Below are 21,957 nucleotides of genomic sequence, written 5' to 3' on the forward strand. Positions count from 1 at the left end.
CTTATCCACATACGCCGATACAGGCCTCCAATGCTCGTGGCGAAACGGAGATAGTGGCTTCATGAGCGGGCAACATCTCGAACGGAACCACAACAGCCGTGGAAGCGGGGCGGAGCCAGGCCCGGTGTCCGGGGACCCGTGGCTTCCTGCCGGTTCCGGGGAGGTTCTTCTGGTGACGGCGAATGTCAGGTTACAAGCCGAAACAGAAAGGATCGCAGCCGCTGTCGGTGCCAGTCTCCGGACAGTCGTCGATTCATCCGGTGCCTTGCCCCTGTGGGACACCGTGGGGATGGTGCTTCTTGGCAGCGATGTCCGCGAACTTCCGCCCCGTCGTCGTGCGCCTTCAGTCTTGCTGGGCCTCAACAGTGAAGGGGACGCTTTGTGGGAATTGGGAGCGGCGCTGGGGGCCGAACGCGTGGCTGTGTTGCCGGAAGCTGCAGCCTGGCTGGCGGAGCACCTCGGTAGGTCCCAAGATCCGGACCCCGGAGGAATGGTGCTCGGGGTGACAGGAGGATGCGGCGGAGCGGGCGCGTCCACGGCTGCCGTCTGGTTGGCTAACGAAGCGGCCGTCCACGGCATACGGACGCTCCTGGTTGATGGCGATCCCCGCGGAGGGGGCCTCGAGCTTTGCCTGGCCGCCGAAGATGCGCCAGGGCTGCGCTGGCCCGATCTCGCGGGTGCCAGCGGGAGCATCGGCACCGGGCAGCTAAGCGATTCACTGCCCCAAGCCGGAGGATTCTCCTTCCTGTCCTGGCCGGGTAGTCGCGACCGTCCCCTGAGCGCGGAGCCTGGGGCCGTCGCGGCTGTCCTTGACGCGGCGAGACGGGGATTTGAACTAATCATTGTCGATATCGGCCGCGGAACGGAATCGCTTGGCAGCTTTGCCTGGGACTGCGACAGGATCCTCCTTGTGGTACCGGCCCAACTCCGCGCAGCAGTAGCTGCGGCCAGGCTTCTCCAGGAGCTGCCGCCCGTTGACACAGCCCTGGTAATCCGCGGAAATGCGGGTACGGTCCTTGACGGACCCCTCATAGCCGAATCGCTTGGCCTGCCCCTTCACGGCGTTCTCCCCGAACTCCGCGGTACTGCCGCGGCGGCTGAGCTCGGACGCCTTCTGGAATTCGGTAAGCGCAAGGCCGTGCGTCGCTTTGCGGAATCCGTCCTTCAACTACTCGACGACGGAGCAGTATGAGTGCCTCCGCATTCCCGGGCGGCGAGCGTCGACGCAAGACCCGGCTCTTGGACGCCGCGCTCCTTGAAACCGTCCGGGAAACCGTCATGGCCGACGCCGGACCGGTCACTCCGTCACGCGTGGCAGCGGCCGTCCATGCCACGGGCAGGCTGCTCGGGACCGCAGGGGCGCTTGCCGCCGTCGAATCGATCAGCGCCGAATTGAGCGGACTTGGACCCCTCCAACAGCTTGCACACGATGCCTCGGTGACGGACATCTTCGTGAATGGCCCGGACTCCGTGTGGTTCGACCGCGGCAAGGGACTGGAACGGGCCCAGGTGCGATTCGACGGCGAACCTCAGATCCGGGCCTTGGCCTCCCGGCTTGTGGCGGCCGGTGGGCGTCGTTTGGACGACGGTTCGCCGTGCGTCGATGTCCGTCTCGACGGCGGATACCGGGTGCACGCGGTGCTGCCTCCGATTTCCGCCGCCGGAACTTTGTTGTCCGTTCGGATTCGGCGCGAGGAGGTTTTCTCCATGGACGAGCTGCGTGCCGGAGCCATGTTCGGGGCGCCCGTCCAACAGGTGCTGCAGGCCATGGTTGACCGCAGGTTGAGTTTCCTGATCAGTGGTGCCACCGGTTCCGGGAAGACCACATTGCTGTCCACGATGCTCGCATTGAGTAGCCCCCATGATCGGCTTGTCCTGATTGAAGACGCTTCGGAGTTGAACCCGGTGCACCCTCACGTGGTCTCCCTTGAGTCCAGGCACGGAAACCTTGAAGGAGGGGGTGCACTCGACCTTGGCGAACTCGTTCGGCAGGCGCTGCGGATGCGGCCGGATCGGTTGATTGTGGGCGAGTGCCGGGGTGCGGAAGTCCGTGAGCTGTTGACGGCGCTCAATACCGGCCATACGGGTGGCGGAGGCACTATCCACGCAAACACTGCCTCCGCCGTCCCGGCCAGGCTCGTGGCCTTGGGCGCGCTCGCAGGCTTGAGCCGGGAAGCTGTTCAGCTGCAGCTTTCAACAGCATTGGACGCAGTGGTCCACGTCGAGCGGACGCCTGCCGGCAGAAGAGTTTCCTGCATTGGATTGTTGGCGGAGGACGAGTCCGCCCAATCGATCGTCCCCGCCGTTGATCTGCGGGCCGGTGTCGCCGTTGCCGGCCCCGCGTGGAGGGACCTTGCAGCTCGACTTGAGCTGGACCCTGGGCTTTTGCCTGGTCCGCTCGGGCCGATCTCCCGCGCAGATCACCTCGGAGCGGTCGCGTGAGCGGATTACTCATTCTGGTCCTGGCGGCCGGTGCGTGGGTGGTCTTGCAGCCATCCCGACGACTTGGCAAACGGGTAGCGCGCGCTCTGCCTCGTGCTGCCCCGGCTGGGGCTGGCGATGGGGCCGCCGCTGGGGTGCGCATGCCGCGGAGGCGCTCCCGCCCGGATGCATTGCCGCTCACGGTACTCGTACAGCAGTTGGCCGCTCTGCTCCGGGGCGGCCGTTCGACGTCGAGGCTCTGGGAGGAACTCTGGATCGTACATGGGGACTCGGAGCACCGCATTGCTTCGAGCGACTCCGATGTCCGCAAGGCGCGAGCGAAGGCCCCGGGATTACCGAAGCTGTCGTCTGGGTCTCTCCAGGTTCTCGCGGCAGCGCGGGCGGCCTCGATGATCGGGACGTCGGTAGCCGAAGCCATCAGAACGTCGTCAGGGAAGAATCTTAAGGGCGGGAATCTCTTTGAATACCGAATCTGGGGAGAACTTGCCGCCTGCTTGGACGTTGCGGAGGCGAGTGGTTGTCCGCTGGCCGACGTGTTGACGCGGTTCGCCGCCCAGCTTGAGGCTGAGGACGACGCCGGTGATGCCCGGCAGACTGCCTTGGCCGGGCCGAAAGCCACTGTGCGCCTTCTAACGTGGCTGCCGGTGTTCGGGTTGGGGCTGGGCATGATGCTTGGGGTGGATCCGGTGGGGGTCCTGTTGGCCAACGGGGTCGGATTGGCGGCGCTCGCGGCTGGGGGTGTCCTGACCGTCACCGGCAGAATCTGGTCATCTCGGTTGGTGCACGCCGCGGTGGGCGTTGACTGATGGGCTCGGCATTCCCTGCCATTGCAGTGTCCCTGGTATTGGTCTTTGCGGCAATTCTCGGGCTCGCGCATCAGGGAGGAACCCGGCGGCGGACAGCCTTGCGCATGCTTCGAGGCTCACGCGGGAACAAGGGCCCGCTGGAGAACGCTCGCAGGGGCGAGGCCGTGGGCGCTCCCCGGAATCCCGAGCGGCCGGAAGGTCTGCGAAATGTGCCCATGATCCTTGAGTTGGTGGCGGCCACGCTCGACTCGGGCGCGGGACTCGGACGCTCCCTTGAGTTAATCGCCGGATGCGCTTCCCCGCAGCTCAGCCGCCCCCTGAGGACGGTGGTTGCAGCCCTCGACATCGGAACGGACTGGGAGACGGCGTGGCGGAGTTCGGGCCAACAGTGCGCTGAAGCGCGCAGGCTCAAGGACGCGCTCGCCTTCGCTGCCCTGACCGGCGCGCCATCATCGGCAATCCTTTATGCCCAGGCAGCACGGCTGCGGCGTGAACAGTTCAGGATGGCGGAAAAGCGCGCTGCCGCGCTCGGAGTGAAACTCGTGATTCCGCTGGGTCTGTGTTCATTGCCTGCCTTCATCTGTCTTGGCGTGGTCCCGGTGCTGTTGGCAATGCTTCCGTCCGGGGGATAGCCGGGAGCCCCGCCGTGGATAGTTGTGATCCCCGCCCGGGTCGGCGCTTGAGTTTGCCTCCACACAAGACAGTTTCCCTCCACAGGAACGTTCGGAAGGGAGTTTTCCACTTAGGAGACTTGGGGCCTTTCGAAGCCCAAATGCCAACGGAAGAGTCTAGGTACAGCCGGCAGCCAAGCCGGCCCCGCAGAAAGGAACCGAAATGAACGCAACCGTCGATACCGCACAGGCCCCCCGGACCGCCCTGGCCCTGGCCCTCGCTGCCCCTCCTCGGCCCGAGGCCGAAGTCCTCGAACTGTTCCCGGGCTCGCAGGGAATCAGGCCCGTTCGGCTACCAACCCACTTGCATTCCCACGCCGAGACAGGCCGCGCGCGGCCCAGCGTCGATTCGGCCGCTCCGAGACGGTCGAAGATGCGGCTCATGGGGTCCGAGCTCGGTATGGCAACGGCAGAGTATGCCATCGCCACGCTTGCCGCAGTGGGCTTCGCGGGACTCTTGGTGGTCATCCTTCGCAGCGAGGAAGTACGGGGCTTCCTCCTCAACCTCATTCGCAGCGCGCTCTCCCTGCCATGACACCGCTGCGGGTTTCAAAGCATTGCGCCGGGAGTTCGATGCGGCCGCGGGCATCGGCATCGGGGCTCGCCAGGCGCCCCAGACTCGCCGGGCCCTTCAGAACTGCGCGGCAGTGGCCTCCTTCGATCAGACGGCCTCCTCCTGCGGAGAAGCTTCACGGTCCGCGGAGGGACCGCCGGCGAGGGGTCTTTCCTGAGAGCGAATACGGTGCCGTCACTGCGGAATTCGCCGTGGCACTACCCACTGTTCTGCTTCTTTTGGCCTTGCTCTTGGCAGGATCGGCCGCGGGACTTACGCAGTTGCGCTTGGAAGAAGCGGCTAGAGCGGGAGCCAGGGCCTTAGCCCGCGGAGATAGCCACGCAACCGTGAACGGAATCGTTCGGATGCTGGCAGGCGATGCCGCCTCGACTGTCGTTGCGGAAGACGGCGAATGGATCAACGTCACGGTCTCCGACAGGGTCGTCGGTCCGTTGGGTTCCCTCATCCCGTGGAGGCTTTCGGCGACGGCATCAGCAAGGGGAGAGGCTCCGCAGTCGTCATCGGCCACAGTGCCACTGCTTGCGGACCGAGACGGCGTTGTTGACTTCAAGGGCGCTGTGCCGGTGACGGGGCTCCACGCTTCTGTGGAAGAGGTCGCGGCGTGAGGGCTGGTAGCGCCCGCGCCGGCGATTGCGGTCGCGTTCTTGAACACGGCTCGGGAACCGTCCTGGCTGTTGCCCTGGGCCTTGTCGTCATGATCTGCTTAGCGGCGGCGTTGACCCTTTCCCAGGCCATGGCGATGGCCCACCGCGCAGCGTCTGCCGCCGATCTCGCTGCGCTCGCAGGAGCCGACGCGGCCCGTGGCCTGACAGCGGGAGACCCTTGCGTGGTCGCCAGCGAAACTGCGGCACGGCACGGAGCTTCGCTGTCGGCGTGCACAGTGGGCGGAGACGGGATCGTGGAGATCCGCACTGAGCTGGACCGCGGCGCAGTCTTCGGGACCGCGACCGGCCGCTCCCGGGCCGGGCCGCCGCCCTAGACGTGTACCTAGGTCGCGTCACGCAGGAGCACGTTGATCAGCGTGACCGCGGCGTCCTTGTCCAGCGGGTTGTTCTTGTTGCCACATTTGGGGGATTGGACACAGGAAGGGCAGCCGGTGTCACACTCGCATGCTTCGATGGCGTCCCTTGTGGCGGTCAACCACACTTTGGCTTTCTCGAAGCCACGCTCGGCAAATCCGGCGCCGCCTGGATGGCCGTCGTAAACAAAGATCGTGGGAACTCCGGTGTCGGCGTGGAGCGCTGTTGAGACTCCACCGATATCCCAACGGTCACTTGAAGCGACCAGCGGGAGAAGTCCGATGGCGGCGTGTTCCGCGGCGTGAAGCGCACCAGGGAACTGGGCCTCGACAAGGCCCGCGCCAGTCAGTGAACGGTTGTGAACCACAAACCATACCGCCTTGGTGAAGAGATCCCTGGCTCCGAGTTCCAGCGGTTCTTCCCCCAAAACCTCATTGGAAATCAATGCCTTACGTTGGAAGGAAACCACCTGCGTTGTTACCTTCACTTCGCCGAAGTGGACCGCGACATCCCCCCATTCCACGCTGCGGAGAGTCTGCAGGACCTCGATCTGCGTCACGTCACGTGCAGTCGTGTAGTAGTCCGGGTTGGTTCGACGAACCACCACGCAATGGTCCTCTTCGTTCAGCTCCTCGACCAGGTAGCTGTCGCCTTGGTGGACATAGATTGCACCCGTATGCGCCTGGTAGTGCGTCTGTGGCGAGTCCATGGTGCCCAAGAGGGAGCCGGTCTCGGAGTCCACGATGCTCACGGGGCCGCCGCCATCCGCGCGGAGGTTCACCATGGCAGCGGCGCTCTCGGGATGGGTCCAGAACCAGCCCGCAGGCCGTTTCCTCAGGTACCCCTGTTCCACCAGCTGATTCAGCAGGGATTCGGACGTTGGCCCGAACAGGTCAAGTTCGGCCACACCGATCGGGAGCTCGGCCGCGGCCGCGCACAGATGGGGGCCGAGCACGTAGGGGTTTCCGGGATCGAACACGGTGGCCTCGACTGACACATCAAAGATCGCCTCCGGATGGTTGACCAGGTACGTGTCCAAGGGGTCGTCGCTGGCCACGAATGCGGCAATGGCGTTTTGGCCCGCGCGCCCTGCCCGTCCGATCTGTTGGAACAGGGACGCCCTCGTCCCTGGCCAGCCGGCCACCAGAACCGCGTCAAGCCCGGAAATGTCGATGCCCAATTCCAATGCGGACGTGCTGGAGACTCCAAGCAGCTCGCCCGAACGCAAAGCCTTTTCCAAGGCCCGTCTCTCTTCGGGGAGATACCCGGAGCGGTACGCGGCAACCCGCTGGGGCAGGCTAGGGTCCACCTCATCGAGGAGGCGCTTGGTGATAGACGAAATTGTTTCTGCGCCGCGCCTGGATTTGATGAAGGCGATGGTCCGCACACGGGAGGACACCAGATTGGCCAGCAAGTCCGCGGTCTCGGCGACGGCGGTCCTCCGGGATTTTGCCCCGTTTTCGCCCTTCAGCTCGGTCAGGGCTGGTTCCCAAAATGCCACCGTGGTGGAGCCATGCGGAGAACAGTCCTCGGAAACTTCGCGGACGGGAGTGCCGATGAGCCGGGCAAAGGACGTGCCGGGGTCCGAGGCCGTCGCCGACGCCGCAATGAACACCGGCTCAGGAAAGGAGGTGCCGGCACCGTAGTAGGCACAGATTCGCCGGAGCCTCCGCATGAGGTTGGCGACGTGCGACCCGAACACTCCCCGGTAGCTGTGGGCCTCGTCCACGATGACGTACCGCAACCTACGGAAGAAACGGGCCCACCACGTGTGGTTGGGCAGGATCCCGAAGTGCAGCATGTCCGGGTTGGCGAGGATGAAATTGGCATGATCGCGGATCCAGCGGCGCTGGGACTGCTCGGTATCGCCGTCGTACGTTTCCGCCCGGACCGTAGGGAGCTTGAGCGCGCGGATCGCTGCCAACTGGTCGGCTGCAAGCGCTTTGGTGGGGGAGAGGTACAGGGTGACAGCACCGTCGTCGTGGATCTTGCCCGGCTCGGACAGCACACGCAACTCGGAACGGTGGATCGCGTCGAGGGCAGGCAGCTGATAGGCAAGCGACTTGCCGGAGGCGGTCCCCGTGGCAATGACGACGTTTTGGCCCGAATGGGCGAGCTCGGCTGCTTCGATCTGGTGCCGGTACGGTTCGTGGATGCCCAAGGATCCGTATGCGGCAACCACATCGGGATGGGCCCAGCCCGGCCATGCCTCATGGACAGCCTCCCGCGCCGGAATAGTGCGGACATGTCGCAACTGCTCCGGGTCCGGGCTCGTGCCCAGAAGGGAGATCATCGATTCAGTTGCGTTCACGTGAACATTCTGTCATCGCACCGGAAACCGGCTGTCGTCGGCGCCGCCGCAGACCGGTTGTCGGGCTGGCCGCGGATCCGCTGCGGGCGGCTTCCGGCGCAGAAAGCCGGCCACGCCAAAGGTCGGCTACGCCACAGAAAGGTCAGTCTCGTCGACCGACTTGGTGGACATCATGAGTACCTGGCACACATGCTTCCAGCCAAGGTGCGAATAGAGATGCTGTCCGTCCAAGGAGGCCAGGAGGAGGCCACTGTCAACATCGTGTTGAAATGCCTGCGCGGCGAGGGCTTTCATGATGAAACTGCCCAGTCCCCGGCGCTGGTAGTTGGGTTCGGTGACAATCTTGTCGAACACCGCTGTCTGCCTGACCACGAATACCTGACCGCTGGCTGCCACCTTTTCGCCGGCATGGACCACCGCGTAGTGGACGCCCTTGCTTTCGGAAGTCGCGAGCTTGAGGTCGTCATCCGAGAGCCACGGATCTTCGGCATCCTGCGTCCCCATGTCCACGATCATCATGGTCTGGGAATCCGAAGTGACGTTCAATCCGTTCTCGCGAGCCAATTGGGTGTAGCGTCCGACGTCGTTCGTGAGGATCGTCAAGATACGAGTGTCCGCCTGGGCTGTCTTGGCGGCCAGCTCGGCGAACTCAGCGTCCGATGGGTCGTGCGCGAAGTATTCCCAGTCGCCGGTTTTGTCCGCACGCAGGGCTGCCGGGAACCGGCCTTCTTTGCGCGTTTCGTAGCTCCGGGACCCAGACCAGCCAGCCACCCAGACTTCGAGCAGCTCAGCGATGTCTTCAACCAAGGCGTCGTGACTCATGTAGAGAGACTATGCCAGCGGTCTGGGAATCAACAGGGGCCGTCAGTAACAGCTCCATTAACACTTAGGGAGGCCGGACGGCAGCCCGACACATGGGTTTGGGGCCACCAAGTACCCTTAAATACGTGGCTTTAAACAGAATTGTGCTCTTCTATGGCTTTACTCCGATCGCAGACCCGGACGCCGTTCGGCTCTGGCAGCGCGCCCTGTGCGAGAAGCTCGGCCTGACCGGGCGCATCCTTATTTCGCAGGACGGCATCAACGCCACAGTTGGTGGGGAACTGAACAACGTCAAGCAGTACGTGAAGACCACCAAGGAATACAAGGGCTTCCACGATATCGACTTCAAATGGTCCGAAGGCGGAGCCGACGACTTTCCGAGGCTCAGCGTCAAGGTTCGCGATGAGATCGTGTCCTTCGGTGCCCCCGGCGAATTGAAGGTGGATGAGAACGGCGTCGTCGGCGGCGGCACCCACCTTCAGCCTGAAGAGCTCCACGCACTCCTGGAGGAAAAGAAGGCGGCCGGGCAGGATGTGAAGTTTTTCGACGGACGCAACGCGTTCGAAGCCCAGATCGGCAAGTTCAAGGACGCGATCGTTCCCGACGTCGCCACTACCCACGACTTCATCAAGGAACTCGACTCGGGAAAATACGACGACCTCAAGGACCAGCCTGTAGTCACGTACTGCACAGGAGGAATCCGGTGCGAAGTCCTTTCCAGCCTCATGGTGAACCGCGGTTTCAAGGAGGTTTACCAACTCGACGGCGGGATTGTCCGCTACGGCGAAACCTACAAGGACCAGGGTCTGTGGGAAGGCTCCTTGTACGTTTTCGACAAGCGGATGCACATGGAATTCAGTGAGGACGCCAAGACCATTGGCGAATGCGTCCGCTGCCAGGCGCCCACCAACAAGTTTGAAAATTGCTCCAATCTGAGCTGCCGCAACCTAACGCTGTATTGCGCCGAATGTGCCTCGAGCCCGGAAACGCTGCGTTGCCCGGAAGGCTGCGCAGCCTAGCTCCGGTCATCAGATCCGGCTCACCCGGTACGCGAAGTTCGCCGGCGCATTGGCGGTGATCGTGATGCCCAGGACGGCATCCGTCTCCAGCTGCAGGACCTTGACCCGTGTGGTGCCGCAACGCACCATCACCTCGATGAGCACTTCGCTCCCGTTTCGCACAGTGAATTCGGCGCTGCGGGCACCGCGGCACGCAAGCGTCACCGCATACGTACCCCCGGGAAGCTGGGTCGTTTCTTCGTCGCGGGATTCTCCGGCGGACAACAGGCCGAAGCTGCTGTAGAAGGACAATCCGTTCACGTCCGGAAGCACGTCCTGCGCCCAAGCCTTCATCGCATCGCCCGTGACGGTCTGTCCCAGGGCCGGGTCGCGGGTAAGCACCGGATCCGTGATGACCGCCGACGGCGGACTGCTCGCCGCCGCACGGCCGTCCTCGTAGGTGTATTCGCACGACGACATCGTGCCGCACGCGAGCACACTGCAAAGCACGACGGCGGGAATCGCGGTCGTCGTCGGTACTTTCAGGGCGCGTGCCCACCCCATAATCCGACTCTACGCCCGGCTTGAACCGGGAACGAGGCGGCAGTTACGAGGCCGGCACCAGTTGGTACGCGTAGATCACGGGCGCATCCACGCTGCTTGCGCTGATGCTCAGTGGACCCGTCGAGGGAATTTTGATGCGGGACGTTTCGCGGCTGCCATTGCACGCCGCCCCGGCCTCGGTGATCTGAGTACCGGCCGAGGAAACGTCGAAGAATGCCTTGCCGCCGCCGTCGCAGGCCACGGTCAAGGTGTAGCTTCCCGCAGCGACGTTCGCGAAGCTCTTGACCAGGGGGTCTCGGTTCGGGATTTTCCCGGAGTCTTCCACGACCACCCCCGCCGCCGAGGGCATGGTTGTCGCCTTCCACGCGGGGATGTCGGCGTTGGAGACAGATCCCCCGGAGGAGCAGGCCGTCACGGCCAGGGTGCCTGCGCCGATGACCAGAAGTGCAGCGCGACGCCAAGTAGAGGGGTGAAATGCCATGATTCAACGCTACCTGCTCGAACGCCTCCCCTCCGACGCAGAGGCCGACGCCGACGCAGAGGCCGACGCAGACGCCGCGCAGAAGGCCAGCCGCCAGCCCCAATAGAATTGCACAGTGACTGATCCCGCAACATCCGCCGTCTTTGGGACCGCCCCCACCACCCTCGACGCTCCCCGCAGCGACCTTCCCGGGCTGCTCACAGCGCTCGCCGACGACCTGCGAAACGTTGGCTACACCGTGGACGGAGTGGCAGGACTTCTTGGAGAGTCCGCCCACTCGGCCCTCGCCCGGGATCAGCTCATCCCTGCGCTCATCGTCACCGAACCGGCTGACTCAGCCGGAGACCCGGCGACGGACCGCGCGAAAGCCGCGCTCGCCGTCGTCGTGCGCTTGTGGCTTCTCGCGGTCCCGCAAACCGAAGGCGACGTCGACGCCGCCCTGCCGCGCATCCGCACCGCGGGCCTAATGGAGCTTGGCCTGGTGGAGAAGAACGACGGCGGTGCTGTCGCCGCGAAGGTGGATTTGCGGCCGTACGGCTGGGAATGCGACTCCGGAGCAGACAACAGCGGGAGCGGCGGCGCCGAACTGTGGGTTTCCAGCGATCTCGCTGCCCACCAGCAGCCTGGCGTGCTCCGGCATGACCATGTGCTGGGCATCGGGCAGGCCTCCACGACGCTTGTCCAGACCACCATCCGGCGGCACTCGAAACGGGCACTGGACCTCGGGACGGGCTGTGGAATCCAGACCTTCCACCTTCTGCACCACAGCGAGCACGTCACGGCCACCGACATCTCCGAACGGGCACTCGCGTTCACCCGTTTCAACTTGATGCTCAATGCCGAGGCCCTCCACCTTGACCCGGCCGATCTCGAGTCCAGGGTGAGCTTGCGGCTGGGCTCGCTCCTGGAACCCGTCGCAGGCGAGACTTTCGATCTAGTGGTGTCCAATCCGCCTTTCGTCATTACCCCGCGAAGTGCCGGCGAGCATTCTTCGGATCAGTTCACCTACCGCGACGGCGGCCTGCCCGGCGACGACATCGTCGCCAACCTCGTCCGCACGCTGCCCGACGTTCTCGCGCCCGGCGGCACGGCGCAGATGCTCGGCAACTGGGAGATCCCTGCGGGCAGCGGATGGAGCGAACGGCCGGCGTCCTGGCTGGCTGGGTCCGGCACGGAAGCTTGGTTCATCCAGCGGGAACAGGTCAGCCCCGAGCTGTACGCCGAGACTTGGCTGCAGGATGCCTCCGAGGGCCGCGACCGTAAGCTCTACCGCGATGCCTACGCCGCCTACCTGGAGGATTTCGCGTCCCGCAACGTGGAGGCGATCGGCTTCGGTATGATCTGGCTGCGGCGCCCCGAGGACCCGCGTTCAGGAGCAGCGCCCACCCGATTCGAAGAGATCACGTACCCCATCGAGCAACCGATAGGCCCGCACCTTGCCGCGGCTGTCGAACGCGCCGACTGGCTCGATGCCCACGAGCTCTCCGAGGCCCACCTGGTGGTGGCCGAGGACGTGACCGAGGAACGCCACCAGCGGCCCGGCGCGGAGCACCCCGGTGTCATCTTGCTGCGCCAGGGCGCGGGACTGCGCCGGACGAACCTGTTGAGCACCGAGCTGGCCGGCTTCGTGTCGGCATGTGACGGCGAGCTGTCCGTCCGCCAGCTGATCGGCGCCTTGGCCGCCTTGCTGGGTGGAGGGGACGACTTCGACGACGACGATTTCCGCACCGGGTTGCTCTCCGATGTGGGGAACCTGGTCCGCGATGGCTTCTTGCTTCCCGCGGCATAGGACAATTGCGGCTTCACCGGCGGATAAACTGTTCCGGTGAATGAAGACAATGGGGTATCCACCGGGCTGGCATCCCCGAAGCGCCGGAAACGGCCCGAGAAGACGGTGGAGATCACCGACCCCAAAGCGATCCGTGCGCTTGCGCATGCCGCCCGGCTTGAGGTCATCTCGGAACTGTATTCCACGCAGCTGAGCCGTACGGCTACCGAGCTCGCCGCACAGACCGGGCTCACGCCGAGCGCCATGAGCTACCACCTGCGGGCCCTCCAGAAGTGGGGGATTGTGACTGCCGCGGACAACGAGGGCGATGCACGCGAACGCCGTTGGAAGGCCGCGGGCTCGGACTTCACCATCAAATCCGGCGGCAACGCTCCGAGCCCGGAGATCGCCGTCGTCGAACTCGAACTGGACGCTTTCCGGCGTCGGGCGACTGCCTTCACCCGGGCCCGTGGTGAGCGGCGCCAGCGGGGCGAGGCCGCGAACGAGGCAGCCGCCATGGTGTTGTCCAGCGATCTGCTGTACTTGACTCCGGATCAGCGGACGGATCTCAAGGCCAAATTCCAGGACCTCATCAGGTCATATGAACTTGAGGATCCCACGCGGATTCCCGAAGGAGCGGTGCGAATCGCTACGATGTGGTCGATGATTCCGGACGACCGGACGCCGGCTTCAAGCTAACCCAGACACCGTTCCTCCACAGCACTTGTGCACATGGAAACGCACGATTCTGCAAAATATGGTGAACTAGGCCAATATGGGCACGAGCCCAAGCAATTCATTTTTCTGTAGGAGAACCGTGCCCAGCAAGGCAAAAACCGGCAAGAAACTCGTGATCGTGGAGTCTCCGGCCAAGAGCAAGACCATCGCCAAGTACCTGGGCGAGGGCTTCATTGTCGAGGCCTCGATCGGCCACATCCGCGACCTCCCGCAGCCGTCGGACCTCCCTGCAGAACTGAAGAAGACCTCGGTTGGCAAGTTCGCCGTCGACATCGAGAACGACTTCAAGCCGTATTACGTGGTGTCTCCGGACAAGAAGAAAAAGGTTGCCGAACTCAAGGCCCAGCTGAAAGACGCTGACGCGCTTTACCTCGCAACCGATGGGGACCGCGAGGGCGAGGCCATCGCGTGGCACCTCCTGGAGGTCCTGAAACCCAAGGTTCCCGTCTACCGCATGACCTTTGGTGAAATCACCAAGGAAGCCATCCACCGGGCCATGGACAACCTGCGCGACGTTGACAGCGCCCTCGTGGACGCCCAGGAAACGCGCCGCATCCTGGACCGGCTATACGGTTACGAAATCTCCCCGGTGCTGTGGCGCAAGGTTGCCCGCGGCCTGTCCGCCGGCCGTGTGCAGTCGGTCGTGACCCGCATGGTGGTTGACCGCGAACGCGAACGCATGGCGTTCAAGTCTGCCTCGTACTGGGACCTGACTGGCCAGTTCGGTACCGGCTCCGCGACTTTCAAAGCGAAGCTCGCTGCGGTCGACGGCGCGAAGGTAGCCAGCGGCCGTGACTTCAACGACGACGGCGTCCTCACCTCCGCAAATGCGGTTCACCTCAACGAGGAACTCGCGACGTCGTTGGCCGCCGGGCTGGAGAACGCGGACTTCCGCGTCCGCTCCGTCGACACCAAGCCGTACACGCGCCGTCCCGCGGCGCCGTTCACGACGTCGACCCTTCAGCAGGAGGCCGGCCGCAAGCTGCGCTTCACCTCCAAGAGCACCATGCAGATCGCCCAGCGCCTGTATGAAAACGGCTACATCACTTATATGCGTACCGACTCGTCCGCCTTGAGCGACGAAGCCCTCACGGCGGCACGCCGCCAGGCCGCCGAGTTGTACGGTCCCGAGTACGTGCCGCAGTCTCCCCGGGTCTACGCCAACAAGGCTGCGAACGCGCAGGAAGCCCACGAAGCCATCCGCCCCGCGGGTGACTCCTTCCGAACCCCGGCCCAAGTGGCCAACCACCTGACCGGTGACGCTTTCCGGCTCTACGAACTCATCTGGAAGCGCACCATCGCCTCCCAGATGGGCGACGCCAAGGGCTCCACCGCCACGATCCGCCTCGGCGCAGTGGCTAGCGATGGGCGCGACGCCGAATTCTCGGCCTCCGGCACGGTCATCACCTTCCCGGGCTTCCTCGCAGCCTACGAAGAAGGCAAGGACGAGAGCCGCGGCGACGACGACTCCGACGAAGCCCGGCGCCTGCCCAACGTGGCCAAGGACGATTCCCTCACCGCTTCGGAAATCGTTGCTGTTGGCCACGAGACCTCGCCGCCGCCGCGGTACACGGAAGCATCGCTGACGGCGGAGCTGGAAAAGCGCGGCATTGGCCGCCCGTCCACCTACGCGTCGACGATCTCCACCATCCAGGACCGCGGCTACGTCCGGAAGCAGGGGTCTGCGCTGGTTCCCAGCTGGATCGCCTTCTCCGTGATCCGCTTGCTGGAGCAGCACTTCACCGACTACGTGGACTACGAATTCACGGCGGACATGGAAGGCGACCTGGACAAGATCGCCAACGGCCAGGCAGTCGGTGCCGCTTGGCTCAAGCACTTCTACTATGGCGAAGACGCCGATCCCGGCCTGCTGAGCATCGTCAACAACCTCGGTGAAATCGATGCACGCGAGATCAACTCCGTGCCGATCGCCGAGGGCATCACGTTGCGCGTGGGCAAGTTCGGCCCGTACCTGGAGAGCTCGATCCCCACTGTCGACCCCAAGACCGGCGAAGTCGTGGAGTCGGCGCGTGCCAACGTTCCCGAGGACCTTGCTCCGGACGAGCTCACTGCGGCCAAGGCCGTGGAGCTCATGGAAACGGCTGCCCCCGAGGAACGTGTCCTGGGCGCGGACCCGCACACCGGGCACACCGTGGTTGCCAAGAACGGCCGCTACGGCGCCTACGTCACCGAGGTCATCCCGGAGATGACGGAGGAGCAGCTGGCAAACCAGCCGGTGGAGTACTACAAGAACGGCAAACCCAAGCCGCCGAAGAAGCCCGTCAAGGCCAAGCCGCGCACAGGCTCGCTGTTCAAGTCGATGTCTGTTGACTCGATTACCCTCGACGAAGCCGTGCAGCTCATGAGCCTGCCCCGAGTGCTCGGCGCGGACGCCGAAGGCAACCCCATCACCGTGCAGAACGGCCGCTTCGGGCCTTACTTGAAGAAGGGCACGGACTCGCGGTCCATCGGATCCGAAGAAGAGATCTTCACCATCACCCTGGAACAGGCACTCGAGATCTACTCCCAGCCGAAGCAACGTGGTGCCCGTGCAGCCGTGCCGCCTCTTGCCGAGTTCGGTCCGGACCCGGTCTCGGAGAAGAACATCGTGGTGAAGGAAGGCCGCTTCGGCCCGTACATCACCGACGGCGTCACCAACATCACCGTTCCGCGTGCCACGTCCCTCGAGGAGCTGACCCGGGAGCAGGCGATCGAGCTGCTTGCCGAGAAGCGTGCCAAGGGCCCGGTCAAGCGGACCACCACGGCCCGCAAGGCGCCTGCGAAGAAGGCTGCGGCGAAGAAGTAGCCGTTGCCGTGGATGCGCCAGAGCGCTAAGGACACGCATATTCCCTGAGGACACCGGAATTCGGGCGTCCTCAGGGAATACGTGTGTCCCGGGGAATTATCCGTGTCCTCAGTGCAGGGGCGGGCGGCGGGCGGGTAGCGAGACCGCCGGGAATTGCTTCGGGCGGGGGAACCGTGATCGAGTGGAACCATGACAGATCAGCCTGCAGCCCCGGAATCCCTGCCCCTGAACGACCTTGAGTCCAAGCTCGCAAAGGCCGGGCAACCCGACGCGAACCCGGTGGACGTCATCCTGGCCTTCCTGAACAACGAGGTCTACATCCTGAGCACCGACTCCTTGGATCAGCCTGACGCGGCCGTGGAGCCACTTGTCCTTGCCAACTCCGAGGGCCAGCCTGTCCTCGCAGTGTTCAGCCACCCGAGCCGGGTGGAATCGCACTTCCTCGAGGCCGCGCCCAACGTCCTTGGCACCCACGGCGCTGCGATTCTGGACAGCATCGGTGACGAGCTGGGCCTCGTGATCAACCCCGGCAGCGAGCACGGCTTCGAGATGGGCCCGGAAGGCATCGCCAACGTCCGACGCGACTTCACCCGCGCCGACGAAGCCGACGACGCCGACGCAGAAGCGGACACCGAGCGCCCCCAGGACTAATTGACCGGCAGCCGGCACGAATCGGCAGTCGTACTTGCTTCACACGCTTCGAATCGGGGAATAATGGCAGAATGCGTCTTGGCGTCCTAGACATCGGTTCCAACACCGTCCATTTGCTTTTGGTGGACGCGCATCCGGGCGCACGCCCGGTCGCGTTTGCCTCCCACAAGCGACCACTTTCGCTGGTTCAGTTCCTGGACGCCGACGGTAACATCAACGACGCCGGGCAACACGAGCTGATCGAATTCGTCCTCGAAGCGTGGGAGTTCGCAGCCCGCCACAAGGCCGAGGATCTCTTGGCTTTTTGTACTTCGGCCATTCGCGAAGCGACCAACGGCGTCGAGGTCCTTGCCCGGGTGAAGCACGAGACCACCGTGACCCTGCAGGAACTGACAGGCAGCGAAGAAGCCTCCATGACGTTCTTCGCGGTTCGACGCTGGTACGGCTGGGGCGCCGGTCCGATCCTGGACCTGGACATCGGCGGCGGCTCCTTCGAAATGGCGTTTGGCCAGGACGAACTGCCCGAGCTCGCGGTCTCAGTGCCACTTGGCGCGAGCCGTTTGACGAGGGACTGGCTCCACAATGACCCGCCCACGGCCAAGAGCGTCAAAGAGCTGCGTAAGTACATCCGCCACACACTCAAGCCCGTCGTGCGCGAGTTCAAGCAATTGGGCCGGGCCAACCTGGTGGCCGGAACCTCCAAAACCTTCCGTTCGCTTGCACGCATCGCAGGCGCGGCCCCCAGCGGCGCCGGTCCATACGTCAAGCGCGAACTCCACGCCACGGACTTGGGCCTCTGGGCGCAGCGGATCTCGGCCATGACCGTCGAGGACAGGCTGTATCTCCCTGGCGTGTCCGATGCACGGGCGGCGCAAATCCTCGCAGGAGCCCTCGTGGCCGAGGCCGCATTGGAGATGTTCGAGTTTCCCACCATGGAGATCTGCCCTTGGGCCCTGCGCGAGGGATTGATCCTGCGCCGACTCGACCAGCTGATCTTCGATGGCCCGCTGGCCCCGGCCCCGCATGTCGGGCTCGGCGGCGCGGTCCCGGTGCCACGCCTGGGCGCCAACACCGGAACGGCCGCGCCCGCGGCAGTATCTATACCGATCCCCACCGCCGGGAGGCAGGCCAACTAACATGAGTACCGACGTCGAGCACTCCGAAGAAGACACGCCGAGGATCCCGGTGGCGCTATCCAGCGCTTCTGTCTATCCGCTCAGTGTCCACGACGCCTTTGCCGTGGCCCAGGACCTGGGGTACGACGGTGTCGAGGTGATGGTGACCAACAACGCCACCAGCCAGAACCCGGATGCACTCATCCAGCTAAGCCATCGATACGACCAGCAGATCGTCTCCATCCACGCGCCCACCCTGCTGCTGACCCAGCAGGTTTGGGGTCCGGCGTGGAACAAGATCGAGATGTCTTGCCAGATGGCGCGCGAAGTCGGCTGCAACACTGTGGTGGTCCACCCGCCGTTCCGGTGGCAGTCGAACTATGCGGAGAACTTCGCTGCCGGCGTGCGCGAGATCGCGGCGATGTACCAGGTTCATATCGCGGTAGAGAACATGTACCCGTGGCGTGTGCGCGGCCGGGAGGCGCTCGCTTACCTTCCGCACTGGGACCCGATGGGCCAGGATTACGACGACGTCACGTGGGACTTCTCGCACGCCGCCACAGCGGGTGCCAACAGCCTTGAGGCGATCCGGGCGCTCGGGAGCAAGCTCCGCCACGTCCACCTCACGGACGGTTCGGGCTCGGGCAAGGACGAGCACTTGATCCCCGGTTATGGGACCCAGCAGTGCGCCGAGGCACTGCAGTATCTCGCATCGAACGGATTCGAAGGCACCGTGGTTGCCGAGATTTCCACGCGCAAGGCCAAAGCTGCCGGTGAACGCGAGGAGTGGCTCGCCGAGACACTGCGCTTCGCGCGCCAGCATTTGGGGGCGCCGCTCGTGGGAGCCTTCGAGATCTAGGTCCCTTAAACGCGAAAGCACCGGCGGTCGATACGGGAAAATGGGGGGAAACCCGTTCGACCACCGGTGCTTGTGGCGGACATCCCCATGCCCGCCTCATCACTCGCACCCTCAATGAGGTAATTACTAAGTTACGGAGCGATATTGGGTGCAGCCTGCAATAACCTTGGGAACTAGCTGGGAATCCTGGCTCCCCGAGAGTCCTGCAATTGGTTCTGCAGCGGCGCGGCTGAACTGGCATCATGGACCCATGAGCAACCGAATCGCATTCCTTGGCTGTGGGTCCATGAACGAGGCCATTCTGGGTGGTTTGCTTGCCGCCGGAATGGATCCTTCGGACGTCGTCGCCACCGTCCGCCGCGCAGAACGCGCCGCCGAACTGGCTGAGCGCCACCATGTCATGACCATCGCCGGAGCCGAGGAACCAGACAACAACAAGCTGGCTACGAAGGGCGCTTCGGTTGTCATCCTGGGTGTCAAGCCTGTGGGCATCGCTGATCTCGCCCGTGAAATCTCCCCATCGCTGGCCAAGAACACCATTGTGATCAGCGTTGCCGCGGCCGTGTCCATCGCCCAGCTGGAAGCTGCGCTTCCGGCGGGCCAGCCGGTCATCCGCACGATGCCCAATACGCCCGCCAAGCTGGGACGCGGGGTAGTCTCCGTTTCGCCCGGAACCAACTGCACTCCAGCGCAGCTCCAGCAGGCCAAGGACATCCTCGCCGCGGCAGGAACCGTCGTGGAAATCCCCGAGGAACAGGTGGATGCCCTGTCCGCCATCAGCGGCTCGGGCCCTGCGTACGCGTTCTACCTTGCCGAGGCCATGGCGGCCGCCGGCGTCGAACTTGGCCTGGATCCGGAGCTCTCCCTCATGATTTCCCGCGAAACCGTGGCAGGTGCCGGGTTCATGCTTGCCGAGCCGGGAGCGGACCCGACCGCCCTGCGTATCGCCGTGACCAGCCCCAACGGCACCACGGAACGCGCCATCGCGGCGTTCAACGACGGCGGGATACCCGCGATCATCGCCGACGGAGCCCGCGCCGCAGCGGCCCGGGCGGCGGAAATCACGCAGCAGCTCGCTTAGTCCCTGCCGGCGAGGCTACGGCTCCATTCGCACCGCAGCTACGGCCGCGCCGCGAACCGTTCCAGCAGGTCCACGTGCCCGGACACAATCAGCATGTCGCGGCCGGAAACCTTCGTGTCGGGCCGGGCATAGGTGAAGTCTTCGCCCGGGGATTTCACGCCGACAATGGTCACTCCGTATTTGGAACGGACCTTTGACTCGTCCAGCGTGAAGCCCACGGTTTCCTTGGGCGGGTACATTTTCACGATGGCGAAATCGTCGTCGAACTCGATGAAGTCCAGCATGCGCCCGGAGACCAGGTGTGCCGCACGGACGCCGGCGTCGGCCTCGGGGTAGATGACGTGGTTGGCGCCGATGCGGGTGAGGATCTTGCCGTGCGAGGCAGTGATCGCTTTCACCCAGAGGTGTTCGATGCCCAGATCCACGAGGTTCACCGTGATGAGCACCGAGGACTCGATCGACGTTCCCACACCCACCACCGCAGAGCTGAACTCCTGCGCGCCGAGCTGGCGGAGGGCATCGATGTTGGTGGCGTCCGCCTCGACGACGTGGGTCAGCACGGAAGCCCAATTCTGGACGAGCGTGCGGTCCCGTTCGATGGCCAGGACTTCGCGTCCCTGCTTGACGAGCTGCTCGGCGGTGGCAGCACCGAATCGGCCCAAGCCGATCACCAGCACGGGCGCATTGTGCGCCGGCCGGTTGGGGGCGCCTGTTGAATTAGCCAATGATCGGCCTCTCTTCCGGATAATGGAATAGCTGCCTGCGCTGGCGGAGGGCCAGTGCGGAGGCAAGGGTTATGGTGCCGATGCGGCCGGCGAACATGAGGACGGCGAGGACGTAGACGCCCGACGGCGGCAGCTCGGCGCTGAGGTTCGTGCTGAGTCCCACGGTTGCAAAGGCTGAAATGGTTTCGAAGAGTACCCGGTCCAGGCTGGCGCCGCTGATGGCCAACAGCAAGAATGCTGATGCGCATACCAAGGTGGCACCAGCGACGATCACTGAGATGGCTACCCGCATGGTGCCTTCGGGGATCGTGCGGCCGTAGACCTTGACGTCGTCGTCGCCCCGGGCCTCAGCCACGATGGCGAGGAACATGACTGCGATGGTGGTCACCTTGATTCCGCCTGCCGTCGACGCCGAACCGCCGCCGGCGAACATGAGCGCGTCCGACAGCAGCCTCGTGGTCGAATCCATATGGCCTTGGTCGACCAGGTTGAAACCACCGGAGCGCGTCATGACCGAGGCGAAAATGGAATGCGTGATCTTGTCACCGACGCTCATGTTGGCGATGGTGTTGGTGTTGTCCCACTCCATCAGGGCCCAGAGGACTGCGCCGGCAATGAGGAGGATCACGGAAACCTGGATGGTCAGCTTGGTGTGGAGGCTCCACTTCCTCCAATTGAGGCCATGCCGCCGGAGCACCAGCATCACCGGGAAGCCGAGGCTCCCGAGGAACACGCCAAGCATGAGCGGCACAAGAATCCACAGGTCCGTTTCGTACGGAACGATTCCGTCGGAATGGGGTGTGAAACCGGCATTGTTGAAGGAAGAGATCGAGTAGAAGATCCCGTGCCAGACGGCCTGCCAGAAGTCCTCGCCGAGCGTCAGGAACCGGGGAATCATTGCGATGGCCAGTATGGCCTCGATGGTCACGGACGTCGAGATGACGATCCGCAACAATGTACCCACTTCGCCCAAGCGCCCGGCGTTGTTCATGGCCTCTTGGGCAATGAGCTTGCCCCTCACTCCCAGCCGTTTGCTGACCATGAGCGCCAGGAGGGATGCGAGTGTCAGGGTTCCCAATCCACCCACGAAGATGCCCACGAGAATCACAAGCTGTCCGAAGAAGGTCCAGTGCGTTGCCGTCGACACAACCGTCAAACCGGTCACACAAACGCTGGAGACAGCGGTGAACAGGGCTTGGTGGATGGGAGTGACCGCACCGTCGGCCGATGCCGCTGGGAGGGACAGCAGCCCGGTGAACAAGAGAATCGCGAAGACGTACGCCGTCAGCGCCAATCGGGCCGGTGAAGAGTTGGCGATGTTGTCGATGAAGTCGCGGATACCCGTGAAAATCCACAGGCCTCCCCGCTCCGGCTGGACGGTTTGCCAGCTGGCCGGGTCTCGGGACCTCGACTGGCTCTGAGTCATGGCAGTGCTGTTCGCTTCTGGTCGATTGATTCTGCTTTCTTGAGTAGTAAACCACTAATCGCCCGCCGTAACGGGGCAGGTGGGTTCCGCCGCTCGGGTA

21 protein-coding genes are annotated in these 21,957 nt (G+C 64.3%); 15 read left to right on the top strand and 6 right to left on the bottom strand.

Annotation, left to right across the window (positions count from 1 at the left end; all coding sequences use genetic code 11):
* Positions 1-61 precede the first annotated feature (61 nt).
* The 7 genes from ssd to AC1DJW_RS08910 all read left to right on the top strand — a co-directional run bounded on the left by ssd (position 62) and on the right by AC1DJW_RS08910 (position 5,472).
* On the top strand, positions 62-1,192 hold the full coding sequence (ssd, locus tag AC1DJW_RS08880) for a septum site-determining protein Ssd (protein ID WP_459342148.1): 1,131 nt from the start codon (positions 62-64) through the stop codon (positions 1,190-1,192).
* Entirely contained in the window at positions 1,189-2,442 is a 1,254-nt protein-coding gene (locus AC1DJW_RS08885; protein ID WP_476901169.1) for a TadA family conjugal transfer-associated ATPase, read from the top strand. Before ssd ends, AC1DJW_RS08885 begins: the two co-directional genes overlap by 4 nt.
* A gap of 140 nt (positions 2,443-2,582) precedes the next feature.
* Complete coding sequence (locus AC1DJW_RS08890; RefSeq protein WP_476901170.1) at positions 2,583-3,248, top strand: type II secretion system F family protein; 666 nt, start codon at positions 2,583-2,585, stop codon at positions 3,246-3,248.
* Positions 3,248-3,880: a type II secretion system F family protein gene (locus AC1DJW_RS08895; RefSeq protein ID WP_476901171.1), complete on the top strand. Its 633-nt coding sequence runs from the start codon at positions 3,248-3,250 to the stop codon at positions 3,878-3,880. Before AC1DJW_RS08890 ends, AC1DJW_RS08895 begins: the two co-directional genes overlap by 1 nt.
* Positions 3,881-4,082: 202 nt before the next feature.
* Positions 4,083-4,454 (top strand): DUF4244 domain-containing protein, encoded by a 372-nt coding sequence (locus tag AC1DJW_RS08900; RefSeq protein WP_476901172.1) that lies wholly within the window; start codon positions 4,083-4,085, stop codon positions 4,452-4,454.
* Between the two features lie 38 nt (positions 4,455-4,492).
* Complete coding sequence (locus tag AC1DJW_RS08905; protein WP_390277983.1) at positions 4,493-5,098, top strand: TadE family type IV pilus minor pilin; 606 nt, start codon at positions 4,493-4,495, stop codon at positions 5,096-5,098.
* Positions 5,095-5,472, top strand: a complete 378-nt coding sequence (locus tag AC1DJW_RS08910; RefSeq protein WP_390277985.1) for an Rv3654c family TadE-like protein — start codon at positions 5,095-5,097, stop codon at positions 5,470-5,472. The genes AC1DJW_RS08905 and AC1DJW_RS08910 overlap by 4 nt, the downstream gene beginning before the upstream one ends.
* 8 nt (positions 5,473-5,480) lie before the next feature.
* Here AC1DJW_RS08910 and AC1DJW_RS08915 read toward each other — a convergent pair whose 3' ends face one another.
* The gene (locus AC1DJW_RS08915; RefSeq protein WP_476901197.1) at positions 5,481-7,805 is read right to left on the bottom strand and encodes a DEAD/DEAH box helicase; all 2,325 of its coding nucleotides are present in this window, start codon (positions 7,803-7,805) and stop codon (positions 5,481-5,483) included.
* 144 nt (positions 7,806-7,949) lie between these two features.
* Positions 7,950-8,645, bottom strand: coding sequence for a GNAT family N-acetyltransferase (locus AC1DJW_RS08920; RefSeq protein WP_284754086.1), 696 nt, complete (start codon positions 8,643-8,645; stop codon positions 7,950-7,952).
* Positions 8,646-8,770: 125 nt separating this feature from the next.
* Between AC1DJW_RS08920 and trhO the strand changes: the two genes are divergently transcribed.
* Complete coding sequence (trhO, locus tag AC1DJW_RS08925) at positions 8,771-9,664, top strand: oxygen-dependent tRNA uridine(34) hydroxylase TrhO (RefSeq protein WP_390277987.1); 894 nt, start codon at positions 8,771-8,773, stop codon at positions 9,662-9,664.
* A gap of 9 nt (positions 9,665-9,673) precedes the next feature.
* Here the strand turns inward: trhO and AC1DJW_RS08930 are convergent, their stop codons facing one another.
* Both AC1DJW_RS08930 and AC1DJW_RS08935 read right to left on the bottom strand, forming a co-directional pair.
* Entirely contained in the window at positions 9,674-10,207 is a 534-nt protein-coding gene (locus tag AC1DJW_RS08930) for a hypothetical protein (protein ID WP_284754084.1), read from the bottom strand.
* Positions 10,208-10,250: 43 nt separating this feature from the next.
* Positions 10,251-10,688, bottom strand: a complete 438-nt coding sequence (locus tag AC1DJW_RS08935; RefSeq protein WP_284754083.1) for a hypothetical protein — start codon at positions 10,686-10,688, stop codon at positions 10,251-10,253.
* 115 nt (positions 10,689-10,803) lie between these two features.
* Between AC1DJW_RS08935 and AC1DJW_RS08940 the strand changes: the two genes are divergently transcribed.
* The 7 genes from AC1DJW_RS08940 to proC all read left to right on the top strand — a co-directional run bounded on the left by AC1DJW_RS08940 (position 10,804) and on the right by proC (position 19,706).
* Positions 10,804-12,477 carry a DUF7059 domain-containing protein gene (locus AC1DJW_RS08940; protein ID WP_476901173.1) on the top strand — a complete coding sequence of 558 codons (1,674 nt, stop codon included), beginning with the start codon at positions 10,804-10,806 and terminating at the stop codon, positions 12,475-12,477.
* A 36-nt stretch (positions 12,478-12,513) separates the two neighbouring features.
* Positions 12,514-13,155 carry an ArsR/SmtB family transcription factor gene (locus tag AC1DJW_RS08945; protein ID WP_284754081.1) on the top strand — a complete coding sequence of 214 codons (642 nt, stop codon included), beginning with the start codon at positions 12,514-12,516 and terminating at the stop codon, positions 13,153-13,155.
* Between the two features lie 118 nt (positions 13,156-13,273).
* A complete protein-coding gene (gene topA / locus AC1DJW_RS08950; RefSeq protein WP_284754080.1) occupies positions 13,274-16,000 on the top strand; it encodes a type I DNA topoisomerase in 2,727 nt (908 codons plus the stop codon).
* A gap of 189 nt (positions 16,001-16,189) precedes the next feature.
* Entirely contained in the window at positions 16,190-16,651 is a 462-nt protein-coding gene (locus tag AC1DJW_RS08955) for an SseB family protein (RefSeq protein WP_390277996.1), read from the top strand.
* 71 nt (positions 16,652-16,722) lie between these two features.
* A complete protein-coding gene (locus AC1DJW_RS08960) occupies positions 16,723-17,787 on the top strand; it encodes a Ppx/GppA phosphatase family protein (RefSeq protein WP_284754078.1) in 1,065 nt (354 codons plus the stop codon).
* Position 17,788: 1 nt separating this feature from the next.
* A complete protein-coding gene (locus tag AC1DJW_RS08965) occupies positions 17,789-18,625 on the top strand; it encodes a sugar phosphate isomerase/epimerase family protein (RefSeq protein ID WP_059389509.1) in 837 nt (278 codons plus the stop codon).
* 250 nt (positions 18,626-18,875) lie between these two features.
* Positions 18,876-19,706 (top strand): pyrroline-5-carboxylate reductase, encoded by an 831-nt coding sequence (gene proC / locus AC1DJW_RS08970; RefSeq protein WP_284754076.1) that lies wholly within the window; start codon positions 18,876-18,878, stop codon positions 19,704-19,706.
* A gap of 38 nt (positions 19,707-19,744) precedes the next feature.
* Here the strand turns inward: proC and AC1DJW_RS08975 are convergent, their stop codons facing one another.
* On the bottom strand, positions 19,745-20,383 hold the full coding sequence (locus tag AC1DJW_RS08975) for a potassium channel family protein (protein ID WP_171983496.1): 639 nt from the start codon (positions 20,381-20,383) through the stop codon (positions 19,745-19,747).
* A 40-nt stretch (positions 20,384-20,423) separates the two neighbouring features.
* A complete protein-coding gene (locus tag AC1DJW_RS08980; RefSeq protein WP_476901174.1) occupies positions 20,424-21,857 on the bottom strand; it encodes a TrkH family potassium uptake protein in 1,434 nt (477 codons plus the stop codon).
* Positions 21,858-21,957 lie beyond the last annotated feature (100 nt).

This window comes from Arthrobacter sp. 05L417, from assembly GCF_056397865.1.